Origin of the sequence: Algibacter sp., from assembly GCF_039977455.1 — a bacterium.
Lineage (GTDB): Bacteria > Bacteroidota > Bacteroidia > Flavobacteriales > Flavobacteriaceae > Algibacter_B.
The window spans coordinates 66,588-84,635 of sequence record NZ_JBDWDG010000028.1 but is presented as its reverse complement, the minus strand read 5'-3'; the positions used below and the strand labels follow the sequence as shown (position 1 = coordinate 84,635).

The window sequence follows — 18,048 nt, the reverse complement described above, 5'->3', positions numbered from 1 at the left end:
TTACAAACACATTATTTTTGCAATTATGCATAGCTACACCGCTACAAAGCATGACCTTACTAAGCTTTTAAATAAAAAACAGAACGATAGTTTATAAAACCTAGATGTAAGAAATAAATTTAAGTATATCTACCTGATTTATAAACTGCTGGACTAATACCCGTAATAGACTTAAATACCCTTGAAAAATGATAACGGTCTGAAAACCCTAAATTAAAAGAAACACTTTCTATACTTTCATTTGAATGTTCAAATAGCTCACAGGCCTTGGCTATTTTTCTATTTTGAATAAAGCTATGTAGGGTGATATGCATTTCCTCTTTAAACAATCTTGCAAACGAATTGGGAGCCATATTTACAAGTGAAGCTAATTCTGAGTTACTTAATTTTTCTCCAACACTTCGCTCTATATATCGATGTACCGTTAACACACGTGGATCTATATTTATGGTTTGCCATAACTGCGGCCCAATATTAGAAAGAACCTCTTGTATAAAGGACTGTAATTTTAAATTGAAAGTTAACTTAAAATCATAGTTTTCTAATCTTAACCTATCAGTAATATAAACCAACCTTTCTTTGAGATGGTCTGTAAGTTCAATTTTAAAAATTCCAGGAAACACATTGTCAAACGGCGTGCCCAATTTGAAATGTGTAAAAAAATGGATTAACGACTTGTCTTCATAATCTGCTTCTTTATGTAATTGTGTCAAATTTTTACCAGAAACATGTATACCAGAATTATGTTTATGGTTTTTTAAAAAACGTGTAGAAAAGGATGTAAAAGGAGATATTATATAAAGGTAATTAGGATCCATTTTATAAACCTCTTCTTGAAGCTTTAACTCCCCTCCTTCATTTTTATTCCAATATATTCTCCAAAAAGGAAATACCATATCATGACAATCCCACAAATCCAAGTACCAATACCTACAACATAACAACTTCAATTTTACGTCTATAAACTGCTGGTTATTAACAGATGGGTCTCCAGAACCAAATTCTTTGACAAATTTCATTTTTAGGTCGAATGTTTGAATTATACACAAATATACAAATTTTGAATATCGAAATTCCTCTAAAGCCCCATTAACTTTGCATCAGTTATAAATCTATAATAAACAAAATTATGAGCGCTATAAAACTTCCAATTGAAGTACAAAAAGAATTAAGTAAAGTATCAGAAGTCGCTGGTTATCTGTGGCAACGTGAATGGGCAGAACGAAATGCAGGAAACATTTCTATGAATTTAACTTCATACTTTTCTAAAGAAGACGTACAAGGTATAGGAACCGAAGTACCATTTGATTTTCCAAAGGGAGCTGCAGGATTTGTTATATACATAACTGGTACAGGTTGCTACCTAAGAGATTTAGTAAATAAACTTGAAGAAGTTTCTTGTATTCTATATATAAATGAAGACGCCACGGCATATTCAATTATTTGGGGTGGTAAACGTGAAAATTTTGGACCAACATGTGAGTTGATTTCACACTCAAGTATTCATCTTTTTAATTCCATTCATAATCCAGAAAATTTAGCGGTTGTACACACACATCCTTTAGAGTTAATCTGCATGAGTCATCATGAATTGTTCGATAACGAAGAAGAATTAAACAGACAAATATGGATGATGTGCCCTGAGGTAAAAGTTTTTGTACCTAAAGGTATTCACTGTACACCTTATGCCTTATCAAGCACAGAATCTTTAGCAAAAGTAACCATAGACGCTTTTAAAACAAGAAATGTTTCACTTTGGGAAAAGCACGGAGCAACAGCTACAGCTCCCGATGTAATGAAAGCTTGGGACTTTTTGGATGTGGCCAATAAAGGCGCTAAAATGTTAATGATGTGTTGGGCTGCGGGCTTTAAACCAGCAGGTCTTTCTAACGACCAATTAACTGAATTAGAGCAATTCACATAAAATTAAACAGCTAAAAAAAACTAAAACTTATATTATGAATAGATTAATAGGAAGATTACCAAAAATAGGCATTCGTCCAGTAATTGATGGTCGTGAACTTGGTGTAAGAGAATCATTGGAAGACCAATGTATGGATATGGCTAAAGCCGCAGCCAAATTAATAGAAGACAATTTAAGGTTCCCTAGTGGCGAACAAGTTGAATGCGTAATTGCAGACACTACCATTGGCGGTGTTGCAGATGCCGCAGCTTGTGCCGATAAATTTAAAAGAGAAGGTGTAGAAGTATCTTTAACCGTAACTCCGTGTTGGTGCTATGGTACAGAAGTTATGGATACCGACCCATTAATGCCTAAAGCCGTTTGGGGTTTTAACGGAACAGAACGACCTGGAGCCGTGTATTTAGCAGCAGCCTTAGCTGGATATTCACAAAAAGGATTACCTGCATTTGGTATTTACGGAAGAGAAGTACAAGATGCTGGAGATATGAGCATCCCAAAAGATGTTGAAGAAAAATTACTTCGTTTTGCAAAAGCTGGATTAGCGGTTGCTCAAATGAATGGTAAATCTTATTTATCAATAGGATACAGTTCTATGGGAATTGCAGGTTCTATGGTGGATGTTAACTTCTTGCAAGACTATTTTGGTGTTCGTGCTGAATTTGTTGAGTCTATAGAGTTATTGCGTAGAATGGATGAAGGTATTTATGATAAAGAGGAATACAACAAAGCATTAGCGTGGACCAAAGCAAACTGTAAAGAAGGTAAGGATTATAACAGTCCTGAAGCTCAAAAATCAGCTGAAGTTAAAGAACAAGAATGGGAAAAAGTTATTAAAATGACATTAATTTGTCGTGATTTAATGATTGGAAACCCAAAACTAAAAGCCTTAGGTTTTGGTGAAGAATCTAAAGGAAGAAACGCTATTATGGGTGGTTTCCAAGGGCAACGCCAATGGACAGATTACCAACCAAATGCCGATTTTACAGAGTCTATATTAAACTCATCTTTCGACTGGAACGGTATTCGTCAAGCTTATGTTTTTGCTACAGAAAACGATTGTTTAAACGCCGTTTCTATGCTATTTGGTCATTTATTAACTAATAAAGCTCAAATATTCTCTGATGTTAGAACGTATTGGAGCCCAGAATCTGTAGAGCGCGTAACCGGGAAAAAATTAACTGGTATTGCTAAAGATGGTATTATTCATTTAATCAATTCTGGTTCTACAACACTAGATGCAACAGCACAACAAACTGATGCTGATGGGAATCCTACAATGAAACCGTATTGGGATATTTCTGAAGAAGAAGCTCAAAAGTGTTTGGACCATACAAAATGGCCAGCAGCCATTGGCGAATATTTTAGAGGTGGTGGTTTTTCTTCTCAATTTAAAACTAAAGGTACTATGCCTTTAACCATGTGCAGAATTAATCTTGTTAAAGGCATTGGCCCTGTATTACAAATTGTTGAAGGTTGGAGCGTAGAATTACCAGAAGATATTCATACTGTTTTAGACGAAAGAACAAACCCAACATGGCCTACAACATGGTTTGTACCAAGAGTTACAGGAAAAGGATTCTTTAAAGATGCCTATTCTGTAATGGCTAAATGGGGAGCAAACCACGGTGCTATTTCTCACGGACATATTGGTGCCGATTTAATTTCATTAGCATCATTATTAAGAATTCCTGTGAATATGCATAATGTAGCTGACGATGATGTTTTCCGTCCTAGCGCATGGTCTGCCTTTGGAGAAAATCTAGAATCTGCAGATTATAAAGCTTGTGCTACTTATGGCCCGCTTTACGGGTTTAAATAAAATTTAAAGCATATTATAAAATTGAATTCCCGATACATGATTGGAGTTCGTTCTGTTATAGATCTCTAAATTCTTTTTATAATAATTTGATAAGCTTTTCCCCTTTCGAGGGCTTCTAAAACTCCAAAGGGGAAAGCTTTTTATTCCATAAATTTCTAAAAAATGAAAAAAGTTATCGCTGTTTTTGATATTGGTAAAACCAATAAAAAGATATTTTTATTTGATGAAGGTTTTAATGTTGTTTACACAAACTCAATACGATTTGAAGAAGTTGAAGATGATGATAATGACCCATGTGATGATATAGAATCTATTGAAACTTGGATTCAAACTGAAATTAAAACCATTCAAGACCAAAACGATTACACTATTAAAGCCATAAACTTTTCAACGCATGGCGCCTCTTTAGTGTATTTAGATAAGGATGGCAATAGAATAACACCGCTTTACAATTATTTAAAGCCTTTAGAAATTGATTTCACCCCGTTATATAACACTAATGGTGGTGTTGAAGAGTTTTCAAGAAAAACAGCATCTCCAGCCTATGGTATGTTAAATTCAGGATTACAAATGTATTGGTTAAAACATAGCAAACCACATTTCTGGAATAAGGTTGATGCCATTTTACACTACCCACAATATTTAAGCTATTTATTTTCCAAAAAACAGACTTCAGATTTCACTTCGGTTGGAGCACACACAGCCATTTGGAACTATGATGCTATGCAATATCACGATTGGTTAACTGATGAAGGGATACATTTACCTGAACCAAAACCAGGAAAAAATGCAACTTTATCCGTAGTTAACGGTCAAGAAATCTATATTGGCAAAGGCTTACACGATAGTTCTTCATCTATAATTCCTTTATTGGAAAGTCATCAAAACTCAAATAGCGAATTTGTTTTACTGTCTACCGGAACTTGGATTATCTGCATGAATCCTTTCAGTAAAGAAACATTAACAGCAAATCAATTAAAAAATGATTGCCTATGTTTTATGACACCAGACAAAAAACAAATAAAATCATCAATGCAATTTTTAGGGCGTGTGCACGAGGTTAATGCCATAGCATTAAGCAAGCATTTTAATGTGGGCAAAAGTCACTTTTTAGAACTCACTTTAAATAAAACCCTTTGTGCTAATATACTTGCCGAATCGAAAGCTACTTTTTTTCCTAACGAGATTGCATCGGACTTTATTGGCGATTTAGATCAACTAAATAATTTTGAAAGCTACGAACATGCTTATTACCAATTAATTTTTGAAATAAGCCAACGTGTTCATCAAGGTATTAAGCGCATCTTAGATTCAGAAAATAATTTAAAAGACGTTTATATTTCCGGAGGTTTTAATAGAAATGACATTTTTGTTGAATACTTAACCCAAATGATGCCTAAGCAAAACATACAGTTCCCTACGGGGAAAAACGCAAGTGCTTTAGGTGCCGCAATGCTAATGAAAGATTATTTTAACCAATAGTAATAAACACATTTAAATTTTATGAGTAAAATTAAAACACTAGGCGAATTTATTATTGAAAACCAATCTTCATTCCCGTATTCTACTGGCGAATTATCCAAACTATTGAACAGTTTAAGGCTAGCTGCTAAAATGGTTAACCATGAAGTTAATAAAGCCGGATTAGTAGATATTATTGGTGGTGCCGGCGATGTTAACGTGCAAGGAGAAGATCAACAAAAATTAGATGTTTTTGCAAACGACAAATTTATTCAGGCCATAACAAACAGAGACATAGCATGTGGTATTGTATCAGAAGAAGTAGATGATTTTATTGCTATAAATGGAAGTGACGAATCTAATAATGGGAAGTATGTTGTATTAATGGATCCTCTAGACGGTTCTTCAAATATTGATGTTAATGCATCCGTGGGAACTATTTTTTCAATTTTTAGAAGAATTACTCCGGTTGGCACTCCTGTACAACTTGAAGATTTTTTACAACCTGGTAAAGACCAAGTTGCTGCCGGATATGTAATTTACGGCACATCAACGATGTTGGTATATTCCACCGGCGATGGTGTTAACGGTTTCACTTTAAACCCTGCTATAGGGTCGTTTTACCTGTCTCATCCCGATATTAAAATCCCTAAAACGGGTAACATCTATTCAGTAAATGAAGGTAACTACACGCATTTTCCGCAAGGCGTAAAAAAATATATTAAATATTGCCAACAGGAAGAAGACGATCGTCCTTACACTTCAAGATACATAGGATCCTTAGTTTCAGATTTTCATAGAAACATGATAAAAGGCGGCATTTATTTGTATCCAAATAGCACAAAAAACAAGGAAGGTAAATTACGTTTACTTTACGAAGCCAACCCAATCGCCTACCTTGCTGAACAAGCTGGAGGAAAAGCCATTAGCTCTAATCAAAGAATTTTAGAAATTATACCATCGGATATTCACCAACGTATTCCTTTTTTCTGTGGCAGCACAGAAATGATTGAAAAATTAGAATCATTTTTAAAAGATTAATTAATCTCAATTTTTATCTTTGATGCATTCTGATTAATATTTAATAAAAATCAAGTTTTATGACTAGAATGCTAAAACATATCAAACCAATTTTAAGTATTATTTTGATTTGTTTTAGTTTATCTGGGTCATTTGTATTAAATGCTCAAAATTTTGAAAGATTTTCAAATAAAGAAGGGTTTAATCAAAACACCATAAATACAATAACGCAAGACGGCTATGGTTTTTTATGGTTTGGTACGCCTAATGGCCTAATTAAATATGACGGCTACGACTTTGAGACTTATACCACACAAAGCAAAAGCGATGGTCATATTATTAGTAACCACATTACGCATTTATATAATGATGAAAATGGGTTATTATGGATCGCTACCAATCAAGGTGTAAATGTGTACGTACCTTGGCTAGAAAAATTTCATACTGTACCAATTCCTTCAAAATTAAATATTAGCCATATTAACTCTGGTCCTAATGGCGCTATTTGGTTTTCGGGAGAAAAAAAATTGTTTGCTTGCGTTGTTGACGATGTTATTAATGGTGTTTTTAAGGTGTCAAGCGATTTTTTAGATGCTCACACCAACAATGCTACCATAAATCAATTTAGCTTTACAGATAATAACTCATTATTATTAGCCACTTCAAATAGCCTAAAAGAAGCTTATTTCAATAAAGACTCTATAGATTTAGGCTCTAAAATTGAAAAAATAATTGATTTTAAAAATTTTAACAAGTTAAACATCACTTCCATAGAAAGTATAAAAAACATGTTATGGATAGGTACTCATGATGGTTTATACAAAACAAGTTTTGAAAATAGTAGAATCCATATTATTCGAAAATATAATTTTAGTAAAACAAAAGCTCAACCCAATTTTATCCCTAAAATAAACACCATTTTTGAAGATAACAACGGTGTTATGTGGGTTGGTACAAGAGAATCTGGTCTTTTAAAATATGTAGAACTTGAAGATGAATTTATAAGTTACACCTACGACTCGAAAAACGATCTTGGTATAAGCAGTAATCTTATTAACACCATTTTTCAGGATAATTATAATGTTTTATGGATTGGAACCGGACAAGGCGGTATTAATAAATTGGACATTGCTCAAAAGCAATTTATTAACTATTCAAAAAACCCTTATGACAAACATTCAATAAACGATAATTTAATCACTTCCGTTTTAGAAGATAAGAAAGGTAAATTGTGGGTTTCTACGTTTAACAAGGATTTATTTAGAAGTACTGAAACCATTAATGACACAACCGTAAACAACATTAAGTTTAAAAATTTATTAAATCAATTTAGCACTAATGGAGATTCTGATATAATAAGGCATATTTATGAAGACCAAAAGGGGTATATCTGGTTCGGTACAGATTCAAACATTATGGTTTACAACCCTTTAAACAATAGCTTTAAAAATGTTACTTTAAAACAAAACGGGAAAACCATACCAAAACAATTATACCGCATCATCCTCCAAATAGATGAAAATCATTTACTTTTTGCAGGCAACCAAATTACAGTTATAAAAAACCCTTGGACCACCATAAAAAATGAAATACATCCTAAAATAGAAGTTAAAACCATTTTAGACTTAAGGCCTCGTAATGTTTATCAAGCCATTATAAAAGACAAAAACCAAAAACTATGGTTTGGCACTAGCAAAGGATTATTATATGGAACTTTTGATGGGGAAAAAATTAATATTGAGAACCAAATTTCTGATGAAGGAAATAATGAATTGAAATTAAGTTATTCTAGTGTTTTTACACTACATGAAGATCCTAAAGGAAATATTTGGGCAGGAACATTTGGAGGCGGATTAAATAAAATAAGTTTAGATAGTAATGGATTTCCTATTAAAATAGACTATTTCAGGAAAAACGATATTTTACCAGATGATGCCATTTATGGCATTTTGCCAGAAGATGATACAACCCTTTGGATTAGTACAGATATGGGATTGGTTAAATTTAAAACCGACACTAATAACGTAGATGGTTTTGATGTAAGAGATGGTTTAGCGCAAAACAATTTTAGACAAGGCACATCATTTAAAGGGGCGTCTGGTTATTATTATTTTGGAGGATTAAATGGTTTAACACTTTTTAAACCAGAAAACATTCAATTAAACACCACACCACCAAAAATAATTATCACCTCCTTACTTGTAAATAATAAAGTAATAAAAATTGGAGAAAAGCTTGACGCCCATGTTATTCTAGAAAAGTCCATTTCTGAAACAGAAAGCATTTCTATTAGCCAAAACGAACAAACCATTGCTTTTCAATTGGTAGCAGAACACACCTCTACCCCATCAAAAAACAAACTAGCATACAAACTAGAAGGGTTTAATGACACATGGATTGAAGAAAACAACGGAAAAACCACGGTAACGTATACCAACCTTTCGGCAGGCGATTATGTGTTTCAGGTAAAAGCCTCAAACGGCGATGGTGTTTGGAGCTCAGATATAAAAAGTTTAGAATTAGTTATTTTACCGCCTTGGTACCAAACATGGTGGAGTTTTTTACTTTTTGTTATAATAAGCTTATTAATAGGTGTTGGTATTATTATATATTTTGTACAGCATGAAAAGCTAAAACAACGCTTAAAGTACGAACAACTAGACAAAGAACGATTAGATACCATAAACCAAGGTAAATTTAGATATTTCACCAATATATCTCATGAATTCCGAACACCTTTAACCTTAATTGCTGGCCCTTTAGAGCATATTATTTCAACTAATAAAGACGATGGCAACACAAAATATTTAGCCATAATTCAAAAAAACACAAAACGTCTGTTAAGTTTAGTAGACCAACTGATAACCTTTAGAAAAGCTGAACAAGGTTACATAGACTTAAATTTTAGCAGAAATACTTTAGGCGGTTTTATATACCCAACTACAGAAGCATTTGAAAATTATGCCACCGAGAAAAACATAAATTTCTTTTACAAAGTTAATTCGCCTAATGAAGACATTGTAATTGATACTGAAAAGGTGGAACGAATTCTTTTCAATTTATTATCCAACGCTTTTAAGAATACGCCTGCAAACGGTAGTATTAGCATTGAATCTGATATCATCCATGATAATGGCACAAAAATGATTCAAATTGATGTTATTGATAATGGTAAAGGCATACCAGCAGAAGATTTAGATAATATTTTTGAACGTTTTTACCAATTAGGAAACAATGAAAATACCGTTAGTGGCGGTGGTATAGGTTTGGCATTTTGTAAATCGCTAATTAATTTACTCGAAGGCGATATTTCTGTAAAAAGTGAACCTTTTGTAGAAACCAGATTTACTATTTTAATACCTACCGGTAATATTGAAGATTATAACAACATTGAAGTAAACACCAATACTAAATCATTTATTAAAGATTGGGTGCCGTTATCTACCGAGTATAAAAACGAAACTTTAAACGAAACTTTAAATATAGAATTAAAGGAACACCACATTTTAATAGTTGAAGATGAAGAAGATGTGCAAAACTTTTTAACCAGTACCCTTTCTAAAAATTATAATATAACCATAGCAAATAACGGAGTAGAAGGCTTAGAAAAATTAAAACTAAGCGAACCAACTCTTGTTATTAGTGATGTTATGATGCCAGAAATGGATGGTTTTGTTTTTTGCGAAAAAATTAAATCCAATCCTGAAACCTGTCATATCCCTGTGTTACTGTTAACTGCATTAGGCGATAATGAAGATGTTATTAAAGGGTTAGAATTTGGAGCAGACGAATATGTAAGCAAGCCTTTTTCAATAAAAGTATTAGAATTGCGCGTTAAAAAACTTATTGAAAACCATATAAGAATAAAAGAGTATTTCAAAAAGAACAGTACCCTTCCAAAAAAAGGTATCGAATTATCCACGCGAGATAAAGCATTTTTAAGTGATATTATTAAAGTTATAGAAGAAAATATTTCCGATTCTAATTTTGGGGTTGAAGAGTTATCAGTAAAAATGAATTTAAGTGCATCTCATTTTTACAGACGACTAAAACAGCTTACGGGCCAAATTCCAAATGCGTATTTAAGAAACTTTAGGCTACAACGCGCCGCAGAATTGTTGAATAAAAATGATGGTGCCAATGTTACCGAAGTTATGTACCAAATAGGTATTGAATCTAACTCTTATTTTTCTACTTCGTTTAAAAAACTGCATGGCGTTTCGCCTTCTGAGTATTTAAAAAACTCCAATTCAAAAAAATAAAACAGTATAAAACACACCGATTTGTAAGAAATCGCATTGCAGTATTTAAAAAAGAAATAAGCTTCTGTAAAGCACATTTCGCAAGGCATTGCAGGTATTTACTCAATGTCATTACCTAGACTTTACTATAAAAAAGCAGGAAAAAGCAAAGCTTTGACCGATTTAAGCAACCACAAAAACCTAATCTATTTTAAATTTGTTTCCATAATTAATCTATAACTATTTATATTATGAAAAAACAATTACTTTTTACAGCAACTTTACTGTTTGCTTCAATTTTTACTTTCGCACAAAACACCTGGTATGACGTTGATGGTGGGGTAACTGACGTTTCAATAACTGCTGCAGGAAGTTGCTCAGATTGTACAATATCAACTGTAGCCAATCCCGATGCTGGCGATACAGCAAATGCTACAAATGTAACTTTACTGGAGTTGGCTGCTGCCAGTCCTGGTGAGGCTTCTAACAGAGGTTTTATTGTTAACTTCCCTTCAGGCCTAGGTATTGATGATGCAGATGTAAATGGATTAACTGTAACATTGCGAATGTACTTAAATAGTTTCGACAATTATTCTAACTTTGATAATGCTGAACGTTTTAGATTTTATTTGGCTTCTTCTAGTGGTATGACTTCTACCCAAGAACAAATTAATTTTAAAACAGAGGATACAGGAGTTTGGAAAGATTATACATTTACTTACAATGCCACTGGTACCGGATTTATAGATTCAGCTGAGATTAGACTGATTGGCCAAGCATCAAGATTCACGAACTTAGATAACGGATTAAAAATTTATATTGATACTATTACAGCTACTTTACCTTTAAGTTCAGACTCTAGTTTATCTACAAACAACATTGATTCACAGGTGGCTACCATTAAAGCTTATCCTAACCCTGTAACAAACAGTTTTCAATTAAATTCTGATAAAACTATTGAAAACGTTAAATTATACAATATTACTGGTCGTTTATTAAAAACGTTTAAAGCAGAAGCTAATTATGACATTAGTGATTTAGCAACAGGTATTTACATTGCAAATATCAAGACACAATCTGGTTCTAAAACTTTAAAGATTGTAAAAAAATAAGGATGATATTTTTACTTTACGGAGCTTTCTAAAAGTTACCGACTTTAGTAAACAAATAACATTAAAGATACCAAAGGCAGCAATTTAAAATTGCTGCCTTTTTTATTTTATATAAAGTATTTTACAGTGTTAAATAAACAAACGCTTTAGCAAACTACCTAAACTCAAGAATTGCTTTGGTATTCCCTCTTTTATGTTGTTTTAACCCTTAGAACTTTCAGCATTCCTATTTACATCGCATATACAGCAACAAAAGAAGCCATAGAAACCAAAAACACAATGATCTTGTATCCTTAGCCATTTAATAAATAATAAAAACTAACCCATATTGACCAAATGGTGGAATAAAGCAAATATAAAATCGATTTCCGACAACGATTAAATTTGAAAGTTTGTTACTTCGTAGCATAACAATAATTTAAAACTATAAAAATGAAAAAAAGTTTATTAACCCTCGTATTAGGATTATTAATTAGTGTAACTGCTATGGCACAATCTAAAAATGAAGCACGTGCAATAAAAACCACTAATAACAAAATAGAACAAATTGAAAAAACGATTGAATTAACCGATTCTGAAAAAGAAACGTTTATTGAATTAAATAAAGCTTATGTCATAAAACATTTTGAATTAAGAGATTTAAAAGAAAGCGATCCAGATACATTTAAATCAGGTGTTAAAGCAAACAAAGCAGATTTCACAAAGAAATTAAATGCTGCCCTTGGAAAAGAAAGAGCTACTGAAATAATAAAAGCTAGCAAAAAGAAGAAGAAAAACAAGAAAGGCAAAAAAAACAAGAACAAATAATACATTAATGTATTGAAGTACTTAAACCTTTGCTAAATGCATTAACACATTGATGTTAATGCATTTGTTTTTTTCTAATAACATTACAAACCGTTTTGTATGCTTACGATAAATAAAATCCAACACCATGAATTTTAAAAATCATCTATTTATAACCCTTACATGTAGTATTGCCATTGTTGCAAATGCTCAAAATCGATCTAATTATAAAGATTTAAACGATCAAAGACCAGAACCCAATGTCGTACTTTTACTTACAGACGATTTGGGTTGGCAAGATGTTACATGCTATGATATAGACGAGCCATCGCCATACGAAACACCAAACCTAGATGCTTTTGCTAAAAAAGGCGTTCAATTTTGGCAAGCCTACTCGCCTGCTCCAACTTGTGCTCCAAGTAGATGTGCCATAATGAGTGGCACACATCCTGCTAGAGCTCAAAAAACACATGTTGTAGGTGGTGCGCCTCCTACGGTTCATGCTAATAAGGACACCCAACGTATAATGGACCCTTGGTATAGCGGACGTATGCCAGCGAACGAAACGACTTTAGCACGCGTATTACAACAAGAAGGATATACTACAGGACATACCGGGAAATGGCATATGGCTATAAACCACTTTGCTTTTCCGCAACCTGAAGATCAAGGTTTTGATATTACAACTGCCGATCGTGGTGCAACAAGTCCGCAAAAACCACATCGATTAACAAATTTTGCAACCACCAATGCTTCAGACCCTTATCGTTTAGATGAAAACGGTTTTCCTTATCATCAAAACAGTCAAGACGCACTAAACTTCTTAAAAGAAAACAAACAAGATCCATTCTTCTTGTATTACGCCACGTTTTTAGTTCACGCACCTATACACACCAGAAGTAAACCTTTATTAGAAAAATATTGCGAAAAGTTAGGTGTGCCTTTTCCAACAGATCCTCATCATTGGGACGTAGAAGGTCAAAACAACCCGTATTACTGTGCTATGGTAGAAATGCTTGATTATTATGTAGGAAAGGTTTTTAACTATTTAGAAACGACTGATGATCCACGTTGGCCGGGACATAAATTAAGCGAAAATACTTATGTTATTTTTACCTCTGACAACGGCGGTATGGAAAAAGCCCATGGCGATATTGTAACCGATAACTATCCGTTAGATAAAGGAAAAATAAATGCTAAAGAAGGAGGTACAAGAGTACCGTTATTTATCTCAGGGCCTGGAATAAAAAAAGCGGTACATTCTGATGTAGTTGTAAACGGACTTGATTTTTATCCTACCATTCTATCTTTATTGGATATTGATAAACCTAAAAACAAACATTTAGATGGTGCTGATTTATCTAATTTGTTATTAAACGATCCTACAAACCCAAAATTGGTAACCAATAAAGACGGAAACGAAAGAACCACCATGATGTGGCATTTTCCGCATGCGTCATACCAAAGCACCTTACGTATTGGCGATTATAAACTTATTAGAAATTACGACTATAAAAACAATCCTAGCACCCCAGAATTTGAGCTTTATAAATTATATGATTCCAATAATAAATCCGTGAAACGTGTAGATATTGAAGAAGCTAATAACCTTGCCGCTATTGATCCTAAAAGAACTAAGGATATGAATACCCAACTTACAACGATTCTAACAGAAATGAGCGCCAGTTACCCGTCATACAACCCAAATTACAAAGGCGATATGGGACATAAGGAAATAGTTCCAACGGTATTATCTGAATCTAAAAAGAACAACCAAGTTACTTTTAAATACAAAGAAAACGGAGCCAAAGTGGTTAAAGCCCATTTAATTTACACAACCAACGGCGGACACAGATATGAAGAATGGTTTAGAACGGATGCTGAAATTAATTCTGACGCTACAATAACTGCTACCTTACCTTTGGGAACAACACAATATTTAATTAACGTAATTGATGAACATAATTTTTTGGTAAGCTATCCTGAGATGCCTTCTAAAAAAACACTTCAAAAAACAAAAGCGAAGTACTCTAAGTTTGCTTTATCTAATGAATAATTTAGGTAAGGAATAAACAAGAATAAATACAAAATATGTAATTAAAAAAAACGTTTTTATTGTTAAAGTTATACTTGAAACTAAGCATAAACAAACTATTCATTTTGTAAAAAGCAAAACAGGACTATAATATTTACTTTAAAAACGTGGTTAACCCATAAATAATTTAACCTAATGGAGTAATAATTTACATAAATTTTAAGATAGTGTCCTTTTTATGACAAGTTAAAATTAATGTATTATATGTTTGTTTATTCGAATCGAGCACAATTAAATATCTTAAGTTGTTCCCGCTTGTTTTTATGTAAACTTTCAATCCTACCGTATTCATGTTTAATGTGATTTACATACTGATACGGTTTTAATATTCTACTACACAAATTTCTACAACCTTTTCTTTTTATAAAAAAAAGTTAAGGTGAATTCTGAGCTAAAATATTCCCTTTTATTTTTTTTATTTTTTCAAGTTAGTGCAACTTCAACTTTAGTTACATAAGTGATTTGAGCTAATAGAGCAAAAAATAGGTTGATATGGACAACCCGACACATGTTTTTTTAACCAATTTTAGAAGATATTAACCAACTAAATTAAAATCAATGAAAACACTTAGGAATTTTTACTCAAAAAATTTGATGTGGATGGTAACAAAATTCATCTTTGTTGCCAGTCTATTACAAGTAACCCTATCATTTGCTCAGCAACCTGCAGATTGGATGTCTGGTAAATTTGGAGTAAGTTGGCGAATGCCTGCTGGAGATGGCCCTGAAGTCCATTCTTACGATGCAGATTCAACGATTACACAATTGGCTACAATTCCAGACCTTACGTACGTTATTATAAATATAACACGCGGAGCTGATGGTTTGAGATATGTAGCACCTCATTCAATCCTAGACACTTTGTGCCCAGGATCTACACCCACAGGTAGGGATTTGTTTCTTGAAATGGCAGTACCCCTTAAACAGGCAGGCTATAAAGTAATGGTTTATATGGCTACGGAGGGGCCAGCTAAGTTAAAACACGGCCCTACAAAAGCATTTGATTATAACTCCACTACAGGAATTTCACCTAATGTTGAAGCGTGGAAAAACTATGTATTGAATGATTTATATCCTGGAGGGTCTGAAACTGATGATGAAAAATTCAAAAATGCATATGCTAATATTATTGTAAATGAATATGCTGAAAGATACGGTACACTAATTGATGGCTGGTGGTTTGATCATGCTACATATGGAAATATTCCATTATTGGATTCCGTTGTAAAATCACATAATCCTGATGCTATTGTTGCTTACAATAAAGGACAAAAAATACCATTAATAAATAATAATCCCCCTTATGAAAATTACACATTTGGTCATCCTACACCTGTAAAAACAGCAGTAGCTAGTGATGATAGAAATCTTCCAATGGTAACCTCTGTGGAAAGTACTCCTGATGGTTATCTTGAAAACAGTAATAGCTATTCACTTGGTCACCTATATATGCCAGTACAGGAAGTATGGAATGCTGGATCTGTAATATGGCCATTAGCCAAAGCGATCGATTGGAAATCTAGAGTTTTAGCGGCAAAAGGTGCTTGGACATGGAATGTTGGAACTAATAAGAAGGTTACAGGAACTTGGTCGACTTTAGATGATGCTGCCATCGCTTTTATAAAAGATGTGGTAGCAGGTATATTTATAAAGGTTACATCCATTGATGTAATTGGTCAAGGAAATATTTCTACTGTAGACTCAGGAAGCACATTACAAATGGAGGCTTCAATCCTTCCTACCAATGCCTTGGATCAGTCTGTTACATGGTCAGTCACCAACGAGACTGGATCGGCCACGATAGATTCAAATGGGTTATTAAGTGGATTGACTGCAGGTACGGTTTTGGTTATTGCAACGGCTAATGATGGTTCTGGAGTATCAGGACAAAAGCAAATTACAGTTAATTCTACTTCTGGAGTTTCCCCCATTGCCCAATATCGTTTCGAAAATACAGCTAATGACAGTGCAGGAACAAACCATGGGACATTAAATGGCGGTGTTTCTTTCTCAAGTAGTATATTCAAAGAAGGTAGTTATTCTCTAAGCCTTGACGGGCAAAATGATTTTGTTGACCTAACAGCACATGTTAACAATTTTCCGCAAGGTGGAACTGCGCGAACCATCACAGGTTGGTTTAATGGAACGTCGGGTTCAATCTTCACTTATGGAAAAACTTCGACAGGTGAGCGGGTAACGATAAAAGCAACTCCATCGGAAGTTTCAGTCTCATTAAGTGGGCATAAATGGGGTAATGACAATTTATCACTCTCTTCAGGATGGCACCATGTGGCAGTTGTTTTACCAAATATTACCAATGTCCAATCTGATGAGTTTTTACTGTACATTGATGGAAGCCTGATAAATTCGAGTTCACTGGCAGGATCACCAAAAACAGTGAATACAGGTAATACCTATGCTAAGATTGGAGCTAATTATCTTGGGGAGATAGATGATATAAGAATTTATGATATTGACTTAAGTGAGGCGGAAATCCAAACAGTGATGAATGAAGCTGGAGGAACGTCAGCGAAGTCGGCTTCTGTGAAATCTGATAATTCAAATACAATGGATCTTAAAACGAGCCTATCTTCAAGTAACATCAAGTTATATCCCAACCCTTCAAACGGATTAGTGACATTAACCTATCCATCACCGGCTGGCCGGAAGTTGCTAATAAGACTCAGTGATCAGTTTGGAAAATTAGTCTTAAATAAATATATTAGTTTAGATGAAAATCAAAATAATTTCCAATTGGACTTGGGTAGTACAAGAAATCTTAGTGATGGTTTATATATACTTCAAATTGAAGGAATAGAAGGCCAAAGTAAGGTTATAAAGAAAATCGTTATCAAAAACTAAGATATAAATCTTGATAGATATTAACATATATATCAAGCGAATTTCAAGTATAAAAAAGAAAGGTTGATCATATCTCACTTTTGAAAATGAATCTTTAATCAAAATGATTGGTCACCCTTTTTTTTAAGCCTTGTTTTATTAGGCTCTTTAAAAGTTTATTAAAACTAGTTTTAATAAACTTTTTTTTGTTGAAAACATTACAAAAGCAATATTGGTCTTATTAAATCCTCAATAACATACATGGGGCAAACGTAAAAATAGTCACGTTTTAAATGTGAATTTTGTGGTTATTTTTGTCCTTATAAAAGGCATCAGTAAGTATAAATAGGCAATTCATTGTATTTAAAAATCAGTAATTGGCAAAAAAACTATCAATTTTGTTTCAAAAGAATGACTTCTGTATTGTTATTTACATTAAAACAGCGGACATACATATAAAAAATAGTTCAAAACTGTTAACCCAACAAATTCAAGTGCTATCATATCGATTACGTTACCCATAACTTTTTAGTAAGCTATCCTGAGATGCCTTCTAAAAAAACACTTCAAAAACAAAAGCAAAGTACTCTAAGTTTGCTATACCCAAATATTAATTATTTAAGTAAAAAAAGCTTAAAAACTTCGATTTTAGATGACTTTACGACCATTTTACATGATTTTCTTTAATTTTTTGTTGATTTGAGCACGTTAAAATCAATAAGTTTGCTTATTTTTAAGTAACTCATTAA

Annotated in this window: 10 protein-coding genes; 9 read left to right on the top strand and 1 reads right to left on the bottom strand. The window is 33.2% G+C overall.

Going from position 1 to position 18,048, the window contains the following annotated elements:
* Window positions 1-119 precede the first annotated feature (119 nt).
* Window positions 120-1,019 (bottom strand): AraC family transcriptional regulator, encoded by a 900-nt coding sequence (locus ABJM36_RS13470; protein ID WP_348452019.1) that lies wholly within the window; start codon window positions 1,017-1,019, stop codon window positions 120-122.
* Window positions 1,020-1,129: 110 nt separating this feature from the next.
* Here ABJM36_RS13470 and rhaD point away from each other — a divergent pair, with 110 nt between their 5' ends.
* The 9 genes from rhaD (at window position 1,130) to ABJM36_RS13425 (ending at window position 17,320) form a co-directional block, all read left to right on the top strand.
* Window positions 1,130-1,924 (top strand): rhamnulose-1-phosphate aldolase, encoded by a 795-nt coding sequence (rhaD, locus tag ABJM36_RS13465; RefSeq protein WP_348452018.1) that lies wholly within the window; start codon window positions 1,130-1,132, stop codon window positions 1,922-1,924.
* A 34-nt stretch (window positions 1,925-1,958) separates the two neighbouring features.
* On the top strand, window positions 1,959-3,743 hold the full coding sequence (locus ABJM36_RS13460) for an L-fucose isomerase (RefSeq protein WP_348452017.1): 1,785 nt from the start codon (window positions 1,959-1,961) through the stop codon (window positions 3,741-3,743).
* A gap of 162 nt (window positions 3,744-3,905) precedes the next feature.
* Complete coding sequence (locus tag ABJM36_RS13455) at window positions 3,906-5,225, top strand: FGGY family carbohydrate kinase (RefSeq protein ID WP_348452016.1); 1,320 nt, start codon at window positions 3,906-3,908, stop codon at window positions 5,223-5,225.
* A 21-nt stretch (window positions 5,226-5,246) separates the two neighbouring features.
* Window positions 5,247-6,245, top strand: coding sequence for a class 1 fructose-bisphosphatase (gene fbp, locus ABJM36_RS13450; RefSeq protein WP_348452015.1), 999 nt, complete (start codon window positions 5,247-5,249; stop codon window positions 6,243-6,245).
* Between the two features lie 59 nt (window positions 6,246-6,304).
* A complete protein-coding gene (locus tag ABJM36_RS13445) occupies window positions 6,305-10,486 on the top strand; it encodes a two-component regulator propeller domain-containing protein (RefSeq protein ID WP_348452014.1) in 4,182 nt (1,393 codons plus the stop codon).
* Between the two features lie 230 nt (window positions 10,487-10,716).
* The gene (locus ABJM36_RS13440; RefSeq protein WP_348452013.1) at window positions 10,717-11,577 is read left to right on the top strand and encodes a T9SS type A sorting domain-containing protein; all 861 of its coding nucleotides are present in this window, start codon (window positions 10,717-10,719) and stop codon (window positions 11,575-11,577) included.
* Window positions 11,578-12,009: 432 nt separating this feature from the next.
* On the top strand, window positions 12,010-12,384 hold the full coding sequence (locus ABJM36_RS13435; protein WP_348452012.1) for a hypothetical protein: 375 nt from the start codon (window positions 12,010-12,012) through the stop codon (window positions 12,382-12,384).
* Window positions 12,385-12,511: 127 nt separating this feature from the next.
* Complete coding sequence (locus ABJM36_RS13430) at window positions 12,512-14,419, top strand: sulfatase (RefSeq protein ID WP_348452011.1); 1,908 nt, start codon at window positions 12,512-12,514, stop codon at window positions 14,417-14,419.
* Window positions 14,420-15,016: 597 nt separating this feature from the next.
* Window positions 15,017-17,320: an Ig-like domain-containing protein gene (locus tag ABJM36_RS13425; RefSeq protein ID WP_348452010.1), complete on the top strand. Its 2,304-nt coding sequence runs from the start codon at window positions 15,017-15,019 to the stop codon at window positions 17,318-17,320.
* Window positions 17,321-18,048 lie beyond the last annotated feature (728 nt).